Source organism: Caldithrix sp. (assembly GCF_056497305.1).
On the sequence record NZ_JBSMDE010000023.1, the window covers coordinates 20,755 to 42,789 of the forward strand.

The window sequence follows — 22,035 nt, forward strand, 5'->3', positions numbered from 1 at the left end:
GTAAGTTTTATTGATAGATTAAACTTAAGATTTTGGTTTAACATGCGATTCTGGGGAATAAGAAAACATAAAACGTTTAATCTTTCTGATCGATTGCATGAAGAGGAGAAAGAAGACAGGCGTATTAAGTTCGAACGCCTGCCACGGCGCAAAGTACGTTCCTTGTGGTGGACGATTGCCGTTTTTATTATCGTGCTCTATCTTTATTTTTATTTAAGAAGGATTATGTAATGGGAGCCGGAGAATGATTCAACTTAGTAAAATATTAAAATCAGTGCCCATTTTTCACACCCTGGGCAAGGAGAGCATTGATTTTATTATCCAGCGTTTAAAATTTAAAACTTTTGGCCCTAATGAAACGGTTTGCAAAATTGGCGATCCCGGCGATGAGATGTACATCATTATTAATGGCCAGGTTAAAATTTGCATTTACGATGACCAGGGAAACGAGAAAGTGGTAGCTACTTTAAAAGGCGGGGACTATTTTGGAGAGATGGCCCTGTTAACTGGTGAACCGCGCTCCGCCTCTGTTATCACAACCGAAGATTCGGAAATGTTTGCCCTGCATAAGAATGATTTTGACGTGATCCTTGAAAAATTTCCTTCCATTTCGATCAGTATTGGAAAAATAATGAGCCAGAGATTGCGTGAAACCCTGGCTAAGGCTTCTCACTTGCCCAATGTCAACAAAATTGAAACCGGTCAGGAGGGGCCAAAAGGCAATCTGAAGGATGTTCCTCTGGTTGAGTTGATTAAATTCTGCGAATCAAATTCCCTGACCGGTACGCTAAAGGTTAAAAACAATGGGCAACAGGGACAACTAGAATTTAAAGCCGGGCAATTGCAGAATGTGCGCATGGGCAATTTAAGCGAGGATCAGGCTTTAGACACCATGCTTAACTGGACCGAAGGAGATTTTCTGATTGAACTGAAGCCCTTAAAATTGGATGAACTGGTCGAAGAAAAAACAGAAACAAAAGAGCAGCCCAGGATTCAACATATTCTCATTTTAAGCAATTCCCTGGTGGTGCAAAAGATTATTGAACGGGCTTTGTTAGGTCTGGGTTACAAAGTGTTTAAAGCGCGGAAAATAAGCGAAGGCCTTGATTTACTGGACAAAGAAGGCATACACCTGATCGTCTCCGATATTAAGTTGCCGGACGGGGAAGGCCCCAAATTAATTGAAGCGGTTCGTTCTCAGAGCAGTAATCCGATCATCTTTCTGGGCGAGCCCAATTTAAAGGAAGAAGTGCTGGCGCCCATCAAAGAGGCCAATAATGTAGAGATTACCAATAGCCATGAGGTGAGCGAAATCGTGCAATTAATTGAGCATTTTAATCAAAATGGATGAAGTACTCTTTAAACAGTTACAGCGTGTACCTTTGTTTTCTGAAGTTTCAGAAGAAGATCTGAAAGCCATTTACAATAAGCTAGAACGCGTTATCTTTCAACCAGGCGACATTATCATCCGTGAAGGAGACCTTGGGGATTGTTTTTACATAATCAAAAGCGGGACGGTTAGGGTAGAAACGCATCCCGAAGACGTTGAACGGCCGATTATTTTAGCCCGATTGGAAGATGGCGACTATTTTGGCGAAATGGCTCTGATCACCGGCGAGCCCCGGTCCGCCACAGTTGTGGCTGAAACAACCGTTGAGCTCTGGCGTTTGTTGAAGTCCGATTTTGACCAATTGATTCTGCACAATCCGAACATTACGTTAACTTTAACGCACATGTTAAGTCACCGCTTAATCAAAACCAACAAAACGCTTCAGGAAACTGAAGTTCAGTTTTTAAAGAAGATTCATCCCCGTGGCGACCTGGCATCGTTTGGCTTGATTCGGATTCTCAATTTTGCAGAACAAAATGCACTCACCGGGCGAATTGTCCTGAAGAGAGATGGAAAAACCGCCGTTTTCGAGTATGAAAAAGGTCAGTTGTTACATCTGGAATATGAAAATAAAAATGAAGATGAGGCGCTGGACGAGCTTTTGAGCTGGCAGGAGGGAACCTTCTTAATTGAACCCAAACTCTTTGATCTGAAAAACCAGCCGTTGAGCGAAAATCCCAACTGGTCTGCTGAAGAGACACGCATACTGAATACCTTTGAACGTTATTTCATGGAGAAGCTCTCTCAGCTGATTCAGATTGCCGGCAGTAAAAATTTACAGATTGCTTTAAACAAAGCCCAGAACAAATTAAAAGCTATTTTTGATGAAGTCCAGGGTATCAAAATCGATTTACAACCCGCCCTGACCATTGATTTGTCCAAAATAGACAGGCTCAACGAAAAGCATGTGCTGCTGTTTGCCCTGCTTTTGAGTCAGATCATGCAAAACCTGTCCCGCGATTTAATCGGTATTGAATTTTTCGATGTGCGTTCTTTCCAGCCAGAGATCGATGAAATGCTCGAACAGCAGCAATTTTACACCATATACCAGCAATCCGGCGATATGGTTTAAAGCAGCAGAATCGAGCGCGTTAATTTAGCTTTGATCTCCACTCCTTTTATCAGGCTCTCACTTAATTTTAAAAATAGGTATCCATTGAAAAAAGATAGCATTATAATTAAAGATTTTGTATTTTTATATGATAATGAAAATCGGTTTGAGATGAGTATTATTTGAGAGGGCGTCATGAAAAAAGTATTAGTTTTGGGCACACATAATTCTTGTATTAGCATTATGGTTGCTGCGCTTATGAAACATATCTCTTTTAATCGCATCGATGTTTACAGTGCAGGGCTGCGTCCACAAAAAATTAATCCTTATGTGCAAAAGGTGCTAATGGAAATTGGCATCGATATCTCCAAAGAAAAACCAAAATCCGTCAATGAATTTATTCATACCAAATGGGATATTATCATTACAACAACAGAAGAAGCCCGCGAAAAAGCGGCAAATTTTCTTATTGGAAACACGAAAATACACAAAACGTTTGATGATCCGGCTAAAACAAAAGGCGGCGAAATTGAAAAGATGAATGCCTTTAGGGAATTACGGGACGAAATCAATGAATGGTTAAATGAGTTTATCCCCAGGCATCGGCTGATTCCTGCTTAATTTCCTTTAGTTTTAAACCATGAAGCCGAATAAATGAATCTTGACCTATTTATCCAACTTGGAGGTTTTGAAATGGACAGAAGAAAGGCCCTGGTTGTTGTAGCGAGTTTGTTCTTTGCACTCCTGTTTTCTGGTGTCGCTTTGCCACAAAAAGCGTTCGCACAAGATTCTACCGTGATTACCCAGCATCAAACGACTGTTCAATCCTCTCATGACCAACAAATTACTTCAGAAGAAGAAAATGCACTCGGTAGTGAATTACCTCTGTGGACGGTAATTCCTTTTATCGGAATTTTACTATCCATTGCCATATTTCCTCTGGTGGCTCCAAAATTCTGGCACCACCATTTTCCAAAGGTCAGCGCGGCCTGGGCCCTCATTTTTGCCCTGCCTTTTTTGTTCGTTTACAAGATGGTGGCTGTGGAAAGTATTTTGCATATCTATCTGATCGATTACATTCCTTTTATTATTCTGTTATGGGGACTGTTTACCATTGCTGGCGGTATTTACGTTCGGGGAACCATGCAGGGCAGCCCCCCAATAAACCTGCTGTTGATCTTAATTGGCACGCTGCTGGCTTCATGGATCGGAACGACCGGGGCGGCCATGGTCATGGTCAGGCCATTGCTGCGCGCCAACAAGCACCGCAAACACAAAGTGCATCTTGTAGTTTTCTTTATCTTTTTAGTAGCCAATATCGGAGGATCGCTTACGCCGCTGGGAGATCCTCCCCTGTTCCTGGGCTTTTTACACGGTGTCAGTTTTTTCTGGACCTTGCATCTGGTGCCCGAGATGTCCTTTGTGGCATCTATTTTATTGATCCTTCTTTATCTCATGGATTCCTATTATTATCGTCAGGATAAACAGTTCATACCAAAAAATACGGAAAAAGAACCGATTAAAGTAGAGGGCGCTTTCAATTTTCTGTTTTTGCTGGGCGTTGTGCTGGGTGTCATTTTTAGCGGCGTGGCCCATCTCGGCCACTTTACTGTTCTGGGCGTCCACATGACCGTACAAAACGTTGTACGCGATTTCTGGATCATTTTGATGGGCTTGTTGTCATTAAAGTTAACCAGGAAAGAGATTCGAGAAGGCAATGAGTTTGATTGGTTCCCGATAAAAGAGGTGGCCTATTTATTTGCCGGTATTTTTATGACCATTATCCCTGCCCTGGCCATTTTACAGGCTGGTGAGCACGGAGCCATGGCCGGTTTGATTCGCGCCGTGAAGCATCCCTGGCACTATTTTTGGATTACGGGTTCGCTGTCCAGTTTTCTGGATAACGCGCCTACTTACTTGACCTTTTTTAATTCCGCGCTTGGGAAATTGGGTATTCATGAAAGTGAGCTGCGCGCTGCTTTTGCCGCTGGAACAGCTGCTGAGCAGTTCCCTGAATTTATCAAATATCTGACGGCCATTTCTACCGGAGCCGTCTTTATGGGCGCCAATACCTACATCGGAAATGCGCCGAATTTTATGGTCAAATCGATTGCCGAAGAATCGGGTGTAGCCATGCCCAGTTTTTTTGGCTACATGTTAAAATATTCTATTCCCATTTTAATTCCAACCTTTATTCTGTCAAGTATTGTCTTTTTACGATAGAAGTTTAGGGCTGCCTCTCTAAAAATCAGCGGGGCAGCCTTTTTCCTTTTAAGACAGGACTCTGGAAAAAATATTTGTCCCTTGTAATGTCTCCATAATATTCAAACGTGTTGTTCCAGCCGGACTCGGGGAAAAGCGGAATCTCTTTAATATGGAAGGGATTCCGCACCCCAATGAATTGGGATTCAGGATGGCATAAAGTCTCGAGTTAAAGCTCGAGTTACGCTGAGACTGACAATGTAAGGAACTCTGCTCACGATAAATCGGGGAATCGGAATGACAGACCTATGGCCATTTAATAGTACCATTCAGCAGGCCACTGGTTGAAGCGAATCGGAAACCCCGATTTTCGAGCGCAGGTCAATAACGGTTTTCAGCCTGAGGCAGCAAAAACAATTTCGCACGCTATTGCATTACAGCTTTTGAAGATACTATTCTGATGAGCGAGACGAGAAAGATTTATTTTTAACAATCCTGATTCATCCATTGAAAATATTTGTTAAAAGTGTTAGATTAAATCAATCAAAAAAAGTCGGGAAAGGATTGACTTGTTTTTAGGGAAAGTCGTTGGTTCAGTCTGGTCAACTAAAAAAACAGATAATTTACAAAACTTGCGGTTTTTAATCGTCAATCCCATCAACCTAAAGGCCAAGCCATTAACCGACGTTGTTATTGTAGCCGACGTATTGGGAGCCGGTGTGGGGGAGACGGTGATCTGTGCCTATGGACATGCCGCCCGAAAGGCCATCTGTCCGGAAAATCCATCCGATTTGAGTATTGAGGCTGCCGTGGTGGGCATCGTCGATCGTATGGATGTTGATCCCTCCTTTTATGAAGAATAACCAACAAAGAGAGAAATAGTATGGCATTGAGTGAAGAAGACATCAAAAAAATAGCCCAGGAAGCATTGAAACAATTAGGGCATAGCGCCAGTCCGCAGGCCGTAGAACAGGTGGTTAAAGCCACTTTAAACCGGCTGCAAACCGGAGCTCAGGAACCGGTTAAGGAGTGGAAAACCATTACTTCGGCCCAGCGGAAGCCAATGGCTGAGCGTATTATCATTACGGCCTTTGGTAAAAATCGCGTGGGCATTCTGGCTAAAATGACCGATGCTCTGGCTAAAAACGATTGTGACATCCTGGATCTGTCGCAAAAGTTGATGCAGGATTTTTTTACCATCATGATACTGGTCGATATCTCCGGCAGTTCCCAATCGTTTGAGCAGATTAAAAACGATTTGATCCAGGTAGGCGAATCACTGGATTTAAAGGTTGTTGTTCAACACGAAGAAATTTTTAACGCCATGCACAGGATTTAGTTATGCCGATTGCTTTAGAAGAGATTTTAGAAACCATACGCATGACCGAAGTCGAGCATTTTGACATCCGCACCGTAACCATGGGGATTAATTTGCGCGACTGCGCTACCGACGATCTGAAAAAGCTGAAACAGAATATTTACGAAAAACTGATGCGTGTGGCTGCCGAACACGTAAAAGCTGCGCAAAAGGTTGAAGCCGATTACGGCATTTCCATTGCCAACAAAAGAATTTCCGTAACGCCCATTTCCATGATCGCCGACGGTTTCCGTAAAGAGGATATGGTAGAGGTGGCCGAGGTTCTGGATAAAGCCGCCGATGAATTGGGCATCGATTATTTAGGAGGATATTCCGCCCTGGTGCAAAAGGGCTGTACGCATGGGGAGCTGGCCTTCATTCAATCCATTCCCGAGGCGCTGGCCAAAACCAAACATGTTTGCTCTTCTGTAAACGTGGCTACCACCAAAGCCGGCATTAACATGAAAGCGGTTAAGATGATGGGCCAGATTGTTAAAGAAACCGCTCTGCTTACTGCCGACCGCGATGCCGTCGGGTGTGCGAAACTAGTCGTTTTTGCCAATGTGCCCGAAGACAATCCCTTTATTGCCGGAGCCTTTCATGGGCTTTCAGAACCGGAAGTAGTCGTCAATGTGGGCATTAGCGGCCCGGGTGTTATTTTACGGGCCATTCGGGAAGCTCCTGAAGACCTGGACATAGCTCAACTGAGCGATCGCATCCGCAGGATGGCTTTTAAAATTACACGCGCCGGTGAATTTATTGGTAAACGTGTGGCGGAATTGCAGAATGTCCGTTTTGGCATTGTGGATATTTCGCTGGCGCCCACCCCTATGGAGGGCGATTCCGTGGCCGATATTCTAAAGGCCATGGGGTTTGAAGATGTGGGCGCGCCCGGCACAACGGCGGCCCTGGCTTTGCTGACCGATTCTGTTAAACGCGGCGGGATGATGGCCTCTTCGCACGTGGGGGGAATGAGCGGCGCCTTCATCCCGGTCAGTGAAGATGCCGGTATGATAGCCGCTGCTGAAAAAGGACACATTACTATTGAAAAATTGGAAGCCATGACCAGTGTTTGTAGCGTAGGCCTGGATATGATTGCCGTTCCCGGAGAAACCAGCGCTGAAACCATTTCCGGCATTATTCTGGATGAGTGCGCTATTGGTATTATGAACAACAAAACCACCGCGGTACGCATCATTCCGGTGCCAGGGAAAAAAGCCGGTGAAGTGGTCGATTACGGCGGATTATTGGGCAAGGCGCCCATTATGCCGGTGTCCACGCTGCGCAATTCGATCTTTGTAAATCGCGGGGGACAATTCCCTGCGCCATCCCGGGGATTGAGAAATTAACATGGAGTGCTATGAAAAATACGTTGAAACTGACCATTGCCCAGCAGAATTGCGTGTTAGCCGATCTGGACCGTAATCTGGAAAAACATTATCAGGCCATCGAAGAAGCCATCAAACAGAAGAGTCAGCTCATTGTCTTTCCCGAGCTGAGTTTAACCGGCTACTTTTTGCGTGATGCGGTTGTGGATGTTGCCCTGCATGTGGAAGACCATAAGCTGGATCGCTTGCGCTCTTTGAGTGAACACATTGCCATCGATGTTGGTCTGGTTGAGATGGGCGATAAATTTGAGTTTTTTAACACGCAACTGATTTTCTACAAAGGGGAAGTGATAGCCCGCCACCGCAAGGTTTACCTGCCAACTTACAGCCTGTTTGAAGAGAAACGGTATTTTAATGCCGGCACGCGAATTCGGGCCTTTGACACACCTCTTGGCAAATTGGGTCTGCTCATCTGTGAAGATATGTGGCATCCGACCTCCGGTTTGATTCTGGCCCACGATGGAGCTTCCATCATTGTAGTGTCGGCCGCGGGTGTGGCCCGTGGAATTAACGAAAGCGAAAAGCCGCAAAATGTCCAGGTCTGGGAAACGCTCAATCGCTCCATGGCAGTCTTTACCACCTCTTTCATAGTCTTTGCCAATCGCGTAGGCGTGGAAGACGGCGTACCTTTCTGGGGCGGTTCAGAGATCATTCATCCCTCCGGAAAGTCCCAGATTCAAGCTCCTTATTTTAAAGAGATTAATTTACATGCCGAAATCAATTTACTCGAACTGAAACATGCCCGTGTGAATACGCAACTCCTGAAAGAAGAGAAATTTGACCTTTTACAATACGAATTTAAAAGATTAGCCGAACAAAACCGACACTATTAAATAAATGTTAATTTTTGGCTCAATAATTTAATTGATTGTGCAAAGTTAAAAGTATATATTACTATTTTTAATAATGAGCCAGAAGGAAAAAAAAGGAGGTAAGATGGATTTAAAAGAGGTTAGACAATTAATCAAAATGGTTGAAACATCGGATATTAGTGAAATTGAAATAGAAGAAGAGGGAAAGAAACTACGCATTACCAAACGCTTTCCCTCAAAAAATGGTGAAACCGTAGTCATGCCCACCTATCCTCAGGCCATGCCGGTCATGCCCATGCAGCAAGGCGCTCCACAGATGTTGCCGCAGACTCAGGAACAACCGGCGGTTGTTGCAGAATCGGCGCCAGCCGGCGAACAAAAAGAGGAAATGGCTGCTGGTAAAAACATCGTAGAAGTTCGTTCCCCTATGGTCGGTACATTCTATCGTGCGCCTTCCCCGGACGCTGACCCATACGTGGAAGTCGGGCAAACGGTGGCTGTGGGCCAGACCCTCTGTATTATTGAAGCCATGAAACTCATGAATGAAATCGAATCGGAAGTCAATGGTAAAATAGTCGACATTCTGGTAGAAAACGCACAACCTGTGGAATTTAATCAGGTCTTGTTTCTGATTGAAAAAGCCTGAAAGAGGGCTACGATCAGTCCATTGTAAACAATCTTTTTTAAGGCTTTGAAATAGAAACGGAAAATTTGGCTCGTAGTACAGCCATTTCTGAAAAAGTTGTTTTGACAGGTTTTTAGAACTCTTGCTGATGGCCTCCCTTTGGTGTTCGGTCTGAATCCTGAAATGGGAGGGACGCCAAGCAATGATTCAGCACAAAGTCCTTTTAAAGCAGTTTTTTGATCGTTTAAAACCAGGCAGGTCTGTTAATGTACTAATCCGGATCAGGACTTTGCAACAAATGGCTTGAATCTGGTTCTTACGAAATTCAAAATCAAAAAGCATGTAAAAGAATTTCATTGAAACTAAAATACAAGTTACTTTTCAGCTATTTGTTTCTCATTTTCTTGTTTACCATTGCCTTGCTGGGTCTGCTTTTTGAAGTCAGACAGGTTTCCGTTTCCATCAAAAATCACGCCCGCTATGATATTCATTCCATCATTGATCTCTCACAGCAGTTACAGTACCTGGAAAATTTGAACGCTCATTACATTCTTCTTTTTATTCCAGGGAACACCATACAAAAGATAATCAACCTGGAAAAAGCCCGCCAGCAATTTCACGCCAATTGGGAAAAGGTAAGCGCCAATCTGCAAAAATCAATGCAGGTGAGAGCCTTATTTTTTAGCCCCTGGGAACATTTACCTCTTTTAAAGAAAAAAACAGCCCGGTTTCAGAATAAAGAAGCACAGCCTCTCATTCAAAGGGTGCGCAAAAAATGGCTTGCTTTAGATCAGAACATTAAAAAATCCATCGAATATGTGCGGCTGAAACAATTTAATCAGGCCCGATACCTCAGAGAAACCCGTGTGTTAAACACCTTACGCGATTTAAGGCAGGAGCTGATTCAACTGAATCAGGTGATTGGCCGGAGTAGCATTGATCGGGCTTTACAGATGGCGCGCATGGTGGAAGAAACACAGTCTGTTCTGTTGTACACAGAAGTCTTTTTGTTCATGGTGGCCATTCTCAGCGCTTTTGTCATTGCCCGAAAAATTACACGTCCGGTGGAAGCTTTAAAAAATGGCATTCAACGGATGGCCATCCAGGATTTTTCGGTGAGCATTCCCAATAAACCCAACGATGAAATAGGCGATTTAAGCCGCGCCTTTGAAGAACTGAGCCTGCATCTAAAAGAGGCCGACCGTTTTAAATCCGCTATTCTGTCGCAATTCACCCATGAGATGAAAAGTCCTCTGGGCTCCATTAAACAGGCCACACTGTTGCTGGAGAGTTCCCTGCAGGGCAAAGTGACGCCCACCCAGCAGCGATTTTTAGAGATCATCAAAGGCAATTACCAGACCCTGCAAAATCTGATCTCCACTATTTTACAGAGCGCTTCCTACGATTTAGGCGCCATTCAGTTGAAATATCGGCGGGTGAACGTCGTAAAAGTGGTGACCGAAGTATTGATTAACCTGTCTCCGGTGATTAAGGAAAAAGATTTAAAGGTCAGGATTAATTTTTCTTCTAAAACCATTGATTGTGAATTGGATGTGGAGCGCTTTAAAGAAGTGGTTCAGAATCTTGTGAGCAACGCTGTAAAATTTTCCGATGCAAAAAAGGAGATTGAAATCCGGCTCAGCGAGCGATTTTCTGCCATTCGCCTGACGGTCAAGGATCAGGGCATCGGCATTCCGGAAAAGGAGATCCCCTACATTTTTGAAAAGATGTACCGCGCTTCCAATTCGGAAAAGATCAGCGTTAAAGGTACCGGACTCGGATTGTACATTGCTTCGCAAATTGTTAAGGCGCACGGCGGACAGATTAAGGTCAGGAGTAAACCAGGGAAGGGCAGCGTCTTTACCATCATCTTACCAAAAAATCGTAGAATAGCTGAAGAAGGAGGATGGCTGGATGCCTGAACGCTACAAAATTCTCATCGTAGATAATGATCCGAATGACCTGTTCCTCTGGCAAATGATTGTTGAAGGATTCGGGCATGAGGTGTTCACCTTATCGGCTGGAGAACAGGTATTCGATTTTTTTAAAGGGCAGAGACCGGACCTTATTCTGTTGGACCTCAAAATGCCCGGTCTTTCCGGCATTGACATCAGTAAACGATTACGGGCTACTCCTGCTTACCAGAATATTCCCATCATCATGTTAACCTCGTCCGACGATCTGGGCGACAAGCTGCAAAGCTTTGAACAGGGCGTGGATGACTACGTAACCAAAGAGATGGAGCCTTTAGAAATTTCCAAGCGTATTGAGGCCGTGCTCAAACGTTATCATCAATCGATGGATACCAATCCTCTGACGCACTTACCCGGGAACAATGCCATCCAGCGTGAATTACAAAAACGCATTGAAAGCGGTGAAAAATTTGCCATTGCCTACGCCGATCTGGATCATTTCAAAGCCTTTAACGATGTCTACGGCTTTGTAGAAGGCGATCGTGTGATTCGCTTTACCGGCCAGTTGATTCAAACTGCGCTCTCAGAACAGGGTAATCCCAATGATTTTTTAGGACACATCGGCGGTGATGATTTTGTCTTCCTGTCAACTCCGGACAAAATGCCGATTTTATGCCAGACCATAGTGGATCGCTTTGCAGAACAGATCAGCCAATTCTACAACCAGCAAGATGTTGAGCGGGGTTACTTTGTGGCCCTGAATCGTAAAGGCCAGAAGGAACAATTTCCTTTAATGTCCATTTCCATTGCCGTAGTGACCAATGAACAGCGTTCGTTAAGCAGCGTTGCCGAGGTGTCGCGTGTGGCTACGGACGTTAAAAAACGGGCCAAATCCATATTGGGGAACAGTTATGTGGTTGATCAACGAAAAGCGTAATCAGATCTTTTTGATGGCGGGCGTTCTGTTTTTGCTGAGCTGTGCCGTGCAAAAGCAACTGCGCCCTAAGCCAGAGGGAAAAGAAGCCGCTCAGCGGAAGGTGGTTCTGACCATCGACAGCCTGCTCAAAGCGCGTGATTACACTCGAGCCGAGCAATTTAGCCGTCGTTTTCTGGAACGCTATCCCGGTTCAATTTATGCGGACGATGTGGCTTACCGAATAGCCTACCTGCGTGTGATTGCCGATGAACAAAACCCCTTTTTTGACTATTCCCGAGCGCGACTGGCCTTCCAGCGCATTTTACAAAAATTTCCTGCAAGTCAATATGCTTTGGCTTGTAATAATTGGCTAAAAGTTCTATATTTAAACTCTCAATTAGAAAAAGAAAAAGCCCGATTGCAACGCGAGCGAAAAAGACTGGAGCAGGAACTCAAAGCCAGGATTGAAGAACTCAATCGCTTGCAAAGCACGTTAAACGACCTTGAAAACGTCATAAAGAGATAGGAGGAGGTTTGTTCAAAAAGATTTTAATAGCCAATCGTGGGGAAATCGCCTTGCGCATTATTCGCGCCTGCCGGGAGTTGGGAATTCAGACTGTGGCCGTCCATTCCGAGGCTGACGCCGACTCCCTTCATGTTCGATTAGCTGACGAAGCGGTGTGTATTGGTTCGGCGCAGAGCTCGGAAAGCTATTTGAATCCGGTGCGCATCATTGCGGCTGCAGAGATTACGGGTGCCGATGCTATTCATCCGGGGTATGGTTTCTTGGCTGAAAATGCCAATTTTGCCGATATGTGTGAATCGAGTAATCTGGTTTTTATCGGGCCTCCGGCCAGTGTGATTCGTGATATGGGTAATAAATCACGGGCCAAGGAACTAATGAAAAAAGCCGGGGTGCCGGTGGTGCCCGGCAGCGAAGGCGTGGTTAACAGCCTGGAAGAGGGCATTGAAATTGCTAATGCCATAGGCTACCCGGTCATTTTAAAAGCAGTGGCCGGCGGTGGGGGCCGCGGCATGCGCATTATTCGCTCCGAAGAGGAATTTGAGAGCAATTTTCAGATGGCCCAGGCTGAAGCGCGCGGAGCCTTTGGCGATCCTTCCATGTACATTGAAAAATACATTGAAGAACCCCGACACATTGAAATTCAGATCGTGGCCGATACCCATGGCAATGTGATCCATTTGGGGGAACGCGAGTGTAGCATTCAGCGCCGACACCAAAAATTAATCGAAGAGGCCCCTTCGGCTGTGGTGGATGAGGCCCTCCGTCAAAAAATGGGACAGGTGGCAGTTAAGGGCGCCAAAGGCGTTGGCTATGTGAGCGCCGGTACCATCGAATTTTTGCTGGATAAAGACAAAAATTTCTACTTCATGGAAATGAACACGCGAATCCAGGTTGAACACCCGGTAACGGAAATGGTTACCAATACCGATTTATTAAAAGAACAAATTTTGGTGGCCGCCGGAGAAAAACTGGATTTGACCCAGGAAGAGGTGAAAATTGTGGGACACGCCATCGAATGTCGTATTAATGCCGAAGACTGGGAAAAGAATTTTATGCCCAATCCGGGTCAAGTCGAGTTTTTCCATTTACCTGGCGGACCGGGCATTCGCGTTGATAGCCATGTGTACCAGGGCTACAGCATCCCGCCGTTTTACGATTCTTTGATTGCCAAGCTGATTGCCTATGGACGGAACAGGGAGGAGGCCCTTAAACGCATGAATCGCGCCCTGGAAGAATTTGTAATCGAAGGCCTGAAAACCACCATTCCCTTTCATTTAAGATTAATTAATCATCCAAATTTCATCTCTGCCGAATTTGATACCGGCTTTTTGGAGCGCGTCAATCTTTTAGAAGAAATAGAAGAATAACCAACATTTAAAACATTGGAGGTTCCTATGAATGTACCGGAAACACTGAAATATACGGAAGATCATGAATGGGCTAAAATTGATGGCGATGTGGCAACCATCGGCATTACCGATTATGCACAGGGTGAATTAGGCGATGTAGTTTTTGTCGAATTGCCAGAAGTTGGTAGCACCGTTGAAAAAGGGGAGACCTTTGGCACCATCGAAGCCGTTAAAGCTGTAGCCGATCTTTTTGCTCCGGTTTCCGGCGAAGTTGTTGAAGTGAATGAAAAATTGGGAGCCGAGCCTGAAACGGTCAACAAAGATCCTTATGGTGAGGGCTGGATGATCAAAGTGAAGCTGTCTGATCCAGCTGAAGTAGAGACCTTGATGGATGCCGCGCAATACCAGGAAAAAATAAGCTGATTGCTGAGCAAAACGGGAGGCGTAGGCTTTAGGCCCACATTTAAGTGCAAACCTTAAGCCTGTGCCTACCGGCAGCATCAATTTTATTCCCACTCCGCTTTGCGGGGAGAGGGGGTTAGGCGGTGAGGGGCGATGCCGACTGTCAATCTGAGAATCCCTTACACTGGCAGGACAAATTTTCCGCTGGCGCGGAAAAGTGTATGTGTGTAAGAGTTAAGAGTGTAATAGAATACTTCCCTTAAAAGATCTAGCATTTTAGCGTGCAAAAATTTTTGTGTTAAAGATCCTAACCCCCCGGCCCCCTTCCCTTCTTTTAATAAAGGGAAGGGGGAGCAAATTGTGCCGCTTTGCTGAGTCCTAGCCTTACATGTCAATAAATTTTATTTTTTTCTAAATCTTTGTGCTCTCTGTGGTTGATTTTGGTTGCGGCTCTGCTGCCTTAGTTAATTAGTTTAATGGTTGAAAAGTTAAATGGTGCTGAGTGTCTTTCTGATCCCGCTTTAGCGGGAGAAGAATCCCTCCCACTTGCAGACAATTCGCACGCGCAACGTAACTCGAGTTTCAGCTCGAGACCTTTGTAAGACAGAAGAAACCTTTTCACTGTAAAGTTGAATTTCCCCCTCGCCCCGCTTTTCAGGAGAGGGGGTTGTGAGGCAAGGACTACTTGCCCGCCTTGCAGCTGAAGACTCCTCTTAAAAATCGCTCAGCGCACCCATTTATTTAATTAAAACGAGCTTACGGGCCTTTTTAAAATCCTGTCCCCGGAGCACACAAAAATAGATGCCGGAGCCAATCAGGCGACCATTGTCGTCTCTACCATCCCAGATGAAGCGCTGCCAGCCATTTTTAATTTTTCCGCCGGCCAGCCTGCGGATCATCTGGCCTTGCTCATTAAAAATCGTCAAACGAAACGTTCCGGAGTTAAACGATTGCGGAATGAACAAACGGATGCTGGTCTGTTGATTAAACGGATTGGGATAAGCGGGCTTCAGGATAATCTGTTCCGGAACGGCCATAGGCGGAATGAACACAGAGACAGGGCCGTGTTTTTGCGTTTGTCCGTTAAAGGACACGTCTTCTAACAGGTAAAAATAGGTGTGGCTGGCTTGCAGAGACGAGCTATCCGTAAACAGATAGGTCTTCCCGGTTGAGGAATTTCCCAGTCCTTTTAATTTGGGATGGGTTTCGTAACCGGCAATCCACCGCCAGGTAGAATCGCTCTGGCTCAATCGGTACACATTAAATCCCAGATTCTCAATTTCAGAAGCCGTTTGCCAGCTTAATTGCACAAGCGCTCCGTTCCATTGAGCGGTGAAGGAAGTTAAAGTAACTGGCAAGGATTGATCTGCCAGCTGCACGGCTGTTGTGGCATTCACCCGGCCTGCGCCCAATTTTCCCGCGTACGAAGGGTTTAATGCGTCCAGATCATCGGCGCTGTCAAAAAGCATCTGTTCAACCTGGGGCGCGGTTAACGAAGGATTGTGCGACCAGATGAGCGCGGCTACGGATGCCGCGATGGGCGTGGCCATGGAAGTTCCGCTAAGAGAGGAATAGGCATCTGTTTCTGGCGAAGCGGAGTTGTGATAGGTGCTGTAAATATTATTGCCCGGAGCCGAAATGTCGACCCACGTGCCGTAATTGGAAAAGCTGGCCTTCTGGTCGTTTTCATCCGTTGCCGCCACCGAAGTGATATCATTCCTGCCGTTTAGGTAATCGGTTTGGTCGGCATTGTCGTTCCCGGCTGATTTAAAGATTAATCGCACCCGATTACTCGGGCCTAAGTTGGAGGTTGTATTGTAAAGGAAATAATTAACCGCATCGGTTAAGATAGTTATTTCAGAACTGCCCCAGCTGCAGCTGGCGATTTTGGCCCCGTTATCCGCCGCATAAATAAAAGCGTTGGCTGCAAACTCCATGTCGACCCGACCGCTGGGAAAGTCATCCCAGCCGATGCGTAAGGCCATAACCTGCACGCCATTGCCCCGCGCTTTTGCGTCTTCGCCCCAGCCGCCAGCAACCGAACAAACGCCCAAATTGTTGTTGTTGATGGCGCCCACATTTCCTGCGCAATGGGTGCCATGCCCGTTAAAATCCCGCGGATCGTTATCTTCCACATCATAGTCATCGCCTAAATTAAACAGTTGAGGATTGCCGGTTACGAAATCCCAGCCGATCCAGTCATCGATTTTTCCATTACCGTCGTCATCCACACCGGCCGTGCCAAACTTTTCTGACCAGTTGATCCACATATTCCCCCGACTGTTACCGGGATTTGTGTACGATGCGTTGGCACCGCCCAAATCCTGATGGAAGTAGCGAACCCCGGTATCCAGCACAGCAACGATAATACTGCTGTCACCGGTGTCAACATCCCAGGCGGTGTAAGCATCGACATCGTGATCATTACTTTGTTCAATATGCCATTGCGATCCAACAGAGGGGTCATTGGGCGTTTTATCCAGTGGCATAATGACCGACGGATCGGCGAACAGGACAACATCCAATTGCTGATAGGCCGTAATTAAAGCGGGAATGTCCTGTTGCCTTTTAAATGTGATTTTCAACCACTGGTCCAGAGTGACCGGACGATCGACCGTTCCCTTATGCTTAAAATACGGAAACAACCGTTGCACCTGGCGGGCCTGATAACGCTGATTTAATGAATCGATGGTCGGAATTCCGGTCAATCCTGCCGAAAATTGAGCTGCATCCAATTGGGCCAGCGAAGCACGTTTTATTTTAATGAGCACAACATCGGGCAGGTAGGATTGGGCATACAGGGAACACGCGATTAAAAAGGAAAGGATTAAACGCATTTTACCCTCAAAAAATGATTAAACCACTTGTAATTTGATTAAAAAATTATTAAATCGTTTTAAGATATGAAGATCTTTGTCCAGGAGAAGCATCATGAATCACATTTTAAGTATTTTTTTCTTTCTTGCCAGCCTGGGATCGCTTTTGGCGCAGGATGTTACGTTCAGCCAATTTCCGGCCCATTTGCAGTTGTTTGCCAGAGACCATCAGGATTCTGCGGTCGTGGAAATCAAAGGTTGGGTCAGTAGCCCGGGCCATCAAACCATTACGCTTAATGTGTTCCGGAACGACTCTTTGTGGAAAGAGCAAGATCAATCCTTGAACTATATCACGAATCGAGCCGATTTTTCCTTTGCTCCCAAAATTTATGCCGGAATGTTTGAATATCGCTTCGAGGTCTTTTTGGACGGACAAATGGTAGCACGGGAAGACAGCATCACCTGTGGTGACGTGTTTTTGATCAATGGCCAGTCCAACTCACATCCCAATGCTTCCACTTACAATTTTAGAAGTGAATTCTGCCGTAGTTTTGGAAAACACACCAATTACGATGATTACAATCCCGCCGATACTACCTGGGGCCTTTCCACTCCTCGGGGCTGGTGCAATGATTGTGATTACGCGGTGGGCACCTGGGGGTTAAGACTGCAGCAACTGATTTTAGAAAAATACCGAATGCCAACCTGCTTCATCAATGGCGGAAGCGGCGGCTCTTCGATCAGTTACAATCTACCCGATTCCAATGACCATATGAATTTAAGCACCACTTACGGCCGATTGTTGTACAGAGCCACTAAAGCGCATGTCCAAAATGCGGTTAAAGCCATTTTCTGGCACCAGGGAGAATCGGATTCCAATACGCCTGACGCCGATTATTACGCTGCCCGATTCGATACCCTGTACAGGGCCTGGCAGCAAGATTACCAACCACTAAACAAGGTGTATGTGTTCCAGCTACATCCCGGCACCTGTGGCAGCGACCGTCAGTCAGACCTGCGGGAGATCCAACGTCAATTCAAAAAAACTTACGACAACGTCCATGTCATGGCTACTTGCGGCCTGGTGGGCCACGATGGCTGCCATTACAATGACGATGGCTATCTGCAAATGGCCGCCTGGGTTTTTCGACTGGTCGAACGCGATTTTTACCAGGCTACGGATACACTGAATATTGAAGCGCCGGACATTGAAGAGGTCTATTACCAGGATGCCAATCATCGATCCATTGCCATCCACTACGATCAGCCGGTCATCTGGCCGGACGATACACTGAATCATTCCATGAAAGATTATTTCTACCTGGACGATGAATTCGGTTATGTTAAACAGGGATACACCATCAACAACGGCTACACCGTTGTACTCGATTTAAATACCTCGATGAATGCCCAGCTTTTAACCTATTTGCCCAACGCCACCTACAATCGGTTGCCCACCCAGGCCTATGAAGGGCCGTGGATTCGCAATAAACGCGGGGTTGGCGCGCTTTCCTTTTTTCATGTACCGATTGAATCGGGCCCTTCACGCGTATCTCATCAGAATCAAACGTTAAGCGCTCCCATCTCCGTCAATACCTTTCCCAATCCATCCAATGCGGGCGTGCGGATTGAATTTAAATTAGACAAACCGCTCAAAATGACCATTACTGTTTTTGATGTAACTGGCAAAAAGGTGAGCACCCTGGCTTCCCAAGTCTTTTCAGCAGGAAAACACCACCTAACCTGGGAGGCGGCTAAAAAGAATATGTCTTCCGGAACCTATTGGCTGCAATTTAAATCCGATGACTTTACCCTTGTCAGGAAAGTTGTATGGATTAAGTAATGGCCGAAGCAATGAAAAAGATGTTGTTGTTGGATTTTGACGGCACCCTGTTCCAGCCGGGGCGTTTTATTTCAGAGGAAGATGTAAACCTTCTGAAAGAATGCGATGGACGCCTGGTGCGCGTGATTGCCACCGGACGTTCCTTGTATTCGCTGAAAAAGGTCATCGATGAAGACTTTCCCATCGACTATTTAATTTTTTCTACCGGCGCAGGCATCATGGATTGGGCAACCAAACGCCTCATCCATGCCAGCCAACTCAACGGCTCGCTGGTCGATAGACTGATTGAGGTATTGAAAGCAAAGGGCCACTCTTTTTTTGTCCATCAGCCTTTACCAGACAACCACATGTTCTATTATCACAGCGCAGAGCAATGGCCTCCCGATTTTAAAAGACGGTTCGAGCTCTACCGCTCTTTTGCCCATTCTTTATCGGAAAGAAACTGGCAGGAGCCTGCCAGCCAGATTCTGGTTATCTCGCCTCACCTTAAGCAACTTAGCGGTGAACTCAAATCGTTCGAAGATCAAATTCGCCTTATCCGCACCACTTCTCCGCTGGATGGGAAAACCATCTGGCTCGAAATTTTTGAAAAGAACACCAATAAGGCCCTGGCTGCTCAGTGGCTTTCTACGAGATTAAAGATCGCGCCTGAAAATACCGTCGCCATAGGGAATGACTTTAATGATGTGGCTCTGTTGGAGTGGGCCGGTCAAGCCTTTGTAGTAGAAAATGCTCCGCTTAACCTAAAAAAACGTTTCCGCATTCTCAAAAATACAGAAACGGGCATTCTGGCCACTATTAAAAACCGATTGTAACGTTTACCGGATCAGCAGCAGTTTTTGTTCCTGACGCTCCGCTCCTTGTACAACGGTCAGCAAATAGATTCCCGAAGGCAGTACTTTTGCCCGCCAGGTAAAAATCAAGGGATTCGTTGTACCTTCCGTTTGGGCGAAAGTCTTAATCAGCCGCCCCCGAATATCAAAAATTTTAATGTGCAAAGGCTGGTCATTGACTTTAAGTTGTACAGTAATGGTAATTTGTGAGTTAAAGGGATTTGGAAAACAGCGGACCAATAATGGCTTTCGGGCAACCTGAACATCATTTTGGGGTATGACTTTAATCGTGTCGTGTAGCGTCACGCTGCCATCGACCGCCACACTTCCCAGAATGTACTGGTAACTTAAACCAGGCGCAATCGTAGAATCAACATAAGCGTATGGATGCCCCAATGCGCTGCTCCCTTTACTTTTTAATAAGGGGCATGTTTTGAAATCATCGATCAGAGAAAATGTCTTTTCCCGATCTGATTTTCTCAGGAGTAAAAAGCCCAGATTATCTGATTCGGAAGCCGTTTCCCATTCCAATACCACCTTTGATCCTTCAAAACGCGCCCGAAAAACGATTAAGTTTACTGGTAAAGACTGGTCGTTCCCCAGAGCGCCTGGCGTAGCACTGGCCCGATCGCTGGTCACCAGCCAGTTGCCAGGCGACTGCTGATAAGCGTATTGATTTTCGCCTCCTACGTTTGTCGGTGTCTGGTCCATAATAATGCCATCAAATTGATTGGCGTTTCCTCCGCTCAGCAGAACCCAACGCGTGCCACTTCCCTGCCCCAGATGCAGGTCAGAAGAACCTGGATTAAAGTTGGTGTTCGGGGAAAGAGTTCCCCATTCATTTTCAAATGTACTTCGATCGCTACCATTAGCCACAATAAGAAACCCGTAAGCTGGCACCATGGTGGAAAAGGAGGGCTGACTCTCATCGGCATTAAAATCGAACACATAGGCTGCCAGTTGAAATGCATTGTCGCTACCGGCTGCACAACGGACTACTTTTGCTGCAGACAGATCAATGTCTGTTCCGCTGGCGTTATAAATTTCTAGAAAGGCATTCTGACTAAGAGTACCGTCGCTGATCTCACTCAGGTAGAGCTCTGGAATCGTAGTACCAGCAGATTTTATTTTTACACGGTAAAAATCAAGAAATGGAGCCAGCCCCGGGCTGCGCGTCTTCTGGCCCTGATCATCTTTAAGCTGTAAATAATAATCCAGATAACCATACGAAGCAGACAGGGAGCCGATTTCAAAATAAAAGGAATCCGGCGCCCCCTGAGATCTTATTTTTGTTTTTTGCCAGAAATTTTGCCCGGCACATCGATAATACACGTAAGAAGCGCTGGTATCAATGGGATTGCCGTTGATTGCGGAAAGGGTGCCTCTCAATTTATCCCCCAGTAAATCGACAGAGTCAATAGGATTGGTGAAGATGCCCGGTCCATCGTTCACGTAATCCAGAACAATCAAGCCCACTTGGGGGTCTGTAACCAGCACATTGCGGGATGGCAGATAAGGGTAACAGCCCCAGAATCCCCGGTACAGAGTGTTTGGATTGGGCTGAATGGTGTCGTAAACAGCGACTTCGAGTAAATTATTAGCATCCGAGGCATCAACAACTCTAAAGCAATCCTGCCAGTAAGACATGTAGATGAGATCAAAGTACCATCGCGAGTGATGCAGGCTGGTTTCTCCTTCATTATTGGTTGAGGTACTGTATTCCGACACAACAGAGGCCATGGAAAGCGGATCAACATTCCAGAGCGCCAGGTGTCCACCGGGCGTTTCATGGTCAACGCTCAGCAATGCGCCCGAATCATGCAACCAGCCGCTGTGTGTTTTGGAGCCGGTATTTTCGATGGTGTAAATGTTCTGGATATTTGATGGATCGGAGACATCCAGAAAATCGACTTCGCCCTTTTGCACAAATCCAATGAGCGTGTCATTCCTGACAAAAATGTGGTGGTAAGTTCTCGACCAGGTTCCCAATTCGAGCGGATTTTGCGGATCACTGATGTCCAGGGCAATCAGATTCACCCCTTCGCGGTCGCTGTCCACATCGGCCAAAAACAACACCGTGTCCGAAATAAAATCGACATAAGCCCCGGAAAAACCTGTTGCATATTCATTAACAACCTGCGCATTGTACGGATCACGAGCATCAATAATTTGCAGAGGCCCCGGGTGAGCAATAGCATAAATGTAGCCATTGTAATATTTGGCATGAAATAGATTACTTGCCCCAGCGGGAATAGGCAGGAAACTGGCCATTACCGGGCGCTGAGGATCAGAGACATCAACAAGGCTGATCCCGGCCTCTGTTCTGGTAACGATTGCGAATTCCCGTCCTTCGCTGTCCGTAAATCCCCAGACATCGGCCACCACAAAATTTTCACCAGCAACCGGACTAAAGTTTGTTGTCGATAACCGGCTAACGTTCAGGATCGATTGAGCCGTCAGGGGAACAATGAGGAGGAATAAAAAAAGCATCCGCAGCAGCAAAGCAAGTCCTCCACTTAAAAGAAAAGAATAATGCTAAAATTAGGTTAATTTGATTCTCATAATATGATTGTAGTCACAATTACCATTAAAATTAACCTGCTTTGAAAATC

General features: G+C 45.9%; 18 protein-coding genes. 16 read left to right on the forward strand and 2 right to left on the reverse strand.

Annotated elements, in window-relative coordinates:
- Positions 1-244: 244 nt before the first annotated feature.
- From ACWB0I_RS02200 to gcvH, 14 genes are all read left to right on the forward strand, one after another.
- On the forward strand, positions 245-1,351 hold the full coding sequence (locus ACWB0I_RS02200; RefSeq protein WP_479386397.1) for a cyclic nucleotide-binding domain-containing protein: 1,107 nt from the start codon (positions 245-247) through the stop codon (positions 1,349-1,351).
- On the forward strand, positions 1,344-2,462 hold the full coding sequence (locus ACWB0I_RS02205; RefSeq protein ID WP_479386398.1) for a cyclic nucleotide-binding domain-containing protein: 1,119 nt from the start codon (positions 1,344-1,346) through the stop codon (positions 2,460-2,462). Before ACWB0I_RS02200 ends, ACWB0I_RS02205 begins: the two co-directional genes overlap by 8 nt.
- A 174-nt stretch (positions 2,463-2,636) precedes the next feature.
- Entirely contained in the window at positions 2,637-3,062 is a 426-nt protein-coding gene (locus ACWB0I_RS02210) for an arsenate reductase ArsC (protein WP_479386399.1), read from the forward strand.
- A gap of 72 nt (positions 3,063-3,134) precedes the next feature.
- Entirely contained in the window at positions 3,135-4,664 is a 1,530-nt protein-coding gene (locus tag ACWB0I_RS02215) for a sodium:proton antiporter (RefSeq protein WP_479386400.1), read from the forward strand.
- Between the two features lie 548 nt (positions 4,665-5,212).
- Complete coding sequence (locus ACWB0I_RS02220) at positions 5,213-5,506, forward strand: EutN/CcmL family microcompartment protein (RefSeq protein ID WP_479386401.1); 294 nt, start codon at positions 5,213-5,215, stop codon at positions 5,504-5,506.
- A gap of 20 nt (positions 5,507-5,526) precedes the next feature.
- Entirely contained in the window at positions 5,527-5,982 is a 456-nt protein-coding gene (locus ACWB0I_RS02225) for an ACT domain-containing protein (protein ID WP_479386402.1), read from the forward strand.
- A 2-nt stretch (positions 5,983-5,984) separates the two neighbouring features.
- Complete coding sequence (locus tag ACWB0I_RS02230; RefSeq protein ID WP_479386403.1) at positions 5,985-7,349, forward strand: DUF711 family protein; 1,365 nt, start codon at positions 5,985-5,987, stop codon at positions 7,347-7,349.
- Positions 7,350-7,360: 11 nt separating this feature from the next.
- Positions 7,361-8,221, forward strand: a complete 861-nt coding sequence (locus tag ACWB0I_RS02235; protein ID WP_479386404.1) for a nitrilase-related carbon-nitrogen hydrolase — start codon at positions 7,361-7,363, stop codon at positions 8,219-8,221.
- Between the two features lie 103 nt (positions 8,222-8,324).
- A complete protein-coding gene (accB, locus tag ACWB0I_RS02240; RefSeq protein WP_479386405.1) occupies positions 8,325-8,846 on the forward strand; it encodes an acetyl-CoA carboxylase biotin carboxyl carrier protein in 522 nt (173 codons plus the stop codon).
- A 335-nt stretch (positions 8,847-9,181) separates the two neighbouring features.
- The gene (locus tag ACWB0I_RS02245; protein WP_479386406.1) at positions 9,182-10,747 is read left to right on the forward strand and encodes a sensor histidine kinase; all 1,566 of its coding nucleotides are present in this window, start codon (positions 9,182-9,184) and stop codon (positions 10,745-10,747) included.
- Entirely contained in the window at positions 10,740-11,675 is a 936-nt protein-coding gene (locus tag ACWB0I_RS02250) for a GGDEF domain-containing response regulator (protein WP_479386407.1), read from the forward strand. The genes ACWB0I_RS02245 and ACWB0I_RS02250 overlap by 8 nt, the downstream gene beginning before the upstream one ends.
- A complete protein-coding gene (gene bamD, locus ACWB0I_RS02255; protein WP_479386408.1) occupies positions 11,650-12,180 on the forward strand; it encodes an outer membrane protein assembly factor BamD in 531 nt (176 codons plus the stop codon). Before ACWB0I_RS02250 ends, bamD begins: the two co-directional genes overlap by 26 nt.
- 8 nt (positions 12,181-12,188) lie before the next feature.
- Entirely contained in the window at positions 12,189-13,547 is a 1,359-nt protein-coding gene (gene accC, locus ACWB0I_RS02260; protein WP_479386409.1) for an acetyl-CoA carboxylase biotin carboxylase subunit, read from the forward strand.
- A gap of 27 nt (positions 13,548-13,574) precedes the next feature.
- Positions 13,575-13,952 carry a glycine cleavage system protein GcvH gene (gene gcvH / locus ACWB0I_RS02265; RefSeq protein WP_479386410.1) on the forward strand — a complete coding sequence of 126 codons (378 nt, stop codon included), beginning with the start codon at positions 13,575-13,577 and terminating at the stop codon, positions 13,950-13,952.
- 716 nt (positions 13,953-14,668) lie between these two features.
- On the opposite strand, the gene ACWB0I_RS02270 is transcribed toward gcvH, so the two are convergent.
- Complete coding sequence (locus tag ACWB0I_RS02270) at positions 14,669-16,768, reverse strand: S8 family serine peptidase (RefSeq protein ID WP_479386411.1); 2,100 nt, start codon at positions 16,766-16,768, stop codon at positions 14,669-14,671.
- 94 nt (positions 16,769-16,862) lie between these two features.
- On the opposite strand from ACWB0I_RS02270, the gene ACWB0I_RS02275 reads away from it, so the two are divergent.
- Both ACWB0I_RS02275 and ACWB0I_RS02280 read left to right on the forward strand, forming a co-directional pair.
- A complete protein-coding gene (locus ACWB0I_RS02275; RefSeq protein WP_479386412.1) occupies positions 16,863-18,590 on the forward strand; it encodes a sialate O-acetylesterase in 1,728 nt (575 codons plus the stop codon).
- Positions 18,590-19,405 (forward strand): HAD-IIB family hydrolase, encoded by an 816-nt coding sequence (locus ACWB0I_RS02280; RefSeq protein ID WP_479386413.1) that lies wholly within the window; start codon positions 18,590-18,592, stop codon positions 19,403-19,405. The genes ACWB0I_RS02275 and ACWB0I_RS02280 overlap by 1 nt, the downstream gene beginning before the upstream one ends.
- 3 nt (positions 19,406-19,408) lie before the next feature.
- On the opposite strand, the gene ACWB0I_RS02285 is transcribed toward ACWB0I_RS02280, so the two are convergent.
- On the reverse strand, positions 19,409-21,925 hold the full coding sequence (locus tag ACWB0I_RS02285) for a choice-of-anchor B family protein (RefSeq protein WP_479386414.1): 2,517 nt from the start codon (positions 21,923-21,925) through the stop codon (positions 19,409-19,411).
- Between the last annotated feature and the right edge of the window lie 110 nt (positions 21,926-22,035).